The organism is Vibrio sp. 1727, assembly GCF_033344415.1.
Lineage (GTDB): Bacteria > Pseudomonadota > Gammaproteobacteria > Enterobacterales > Vibrionaceae > Vibrio > Vibrio alginolyticus.
This window is the reverse complement of record NZ_JAWPOT010000542.1, coordinates 1-560: the sequence shown is the minus strand read 5'-3', so window position 1 is coordinate 560 and position 560 is coordinate 1. Positions and strand designations below refer to the sequence as shown.

The window sequence follows — 560 nt, the reverse complement described above, 5'->3', positions numbered from 1 at the left end:
CGGCTCGTCGTTTAAACGCATCGATAGACCGATACGCTTGCGCTGTACGTCTACTTCCATCACTTTCACTTTAACGATGTCGCCTGCTTTTACCACTTCACGCGGATCAGAAACGAAACGATCCGTCAGGGCTGAGATGTGCACTAAACCATCTTGGTGAACACCAATATCGACGAAAGCACCAAAGTTGGCCACGTTCGATACGACGCCTTCGAGAATCATGCCCGGTTCTAGATCTGCAACTGAGTTAACGCCTTCAGCGAAGGTTGCGGTTTTGAACTCCGGACGAGGGTCTCGGCCTGGTTTGTCCAGCTCTTTGATGATATCGGTCACCGTTGGGACACCGAAGTGCTCATCGGTGTAATCCACCGCGTGCAGACCTTTAAGGAACGTTGAATCGCCAATCAGTGCTTTGATGTCTTTACTGTTCTTCTCGGCAATCGCTTTGACTACAGGGTAGGCTTCTGGGTGCACTGCAGAGGCATCAAGTGGGTTTTTACCATCCATAATACGAAGGAAACCCGCACACTGCTCGAACGCCTTAGGACCTAAACGAGGCA

At 50.7% G+C, this 560-nt stretch carries 1 protein-coding gene; it reads right to left on the bottom strand.

All coding sequences use genetic code 11. The features are described from left to right. On the bottom strand, window positions 1–560 hold a 560-nt coding region (locus tag R8O10_RS26810), incomplete at both ends, for a S1 RNA-binding domain-containing protein (RefSeq protein ID WP_318192174.1).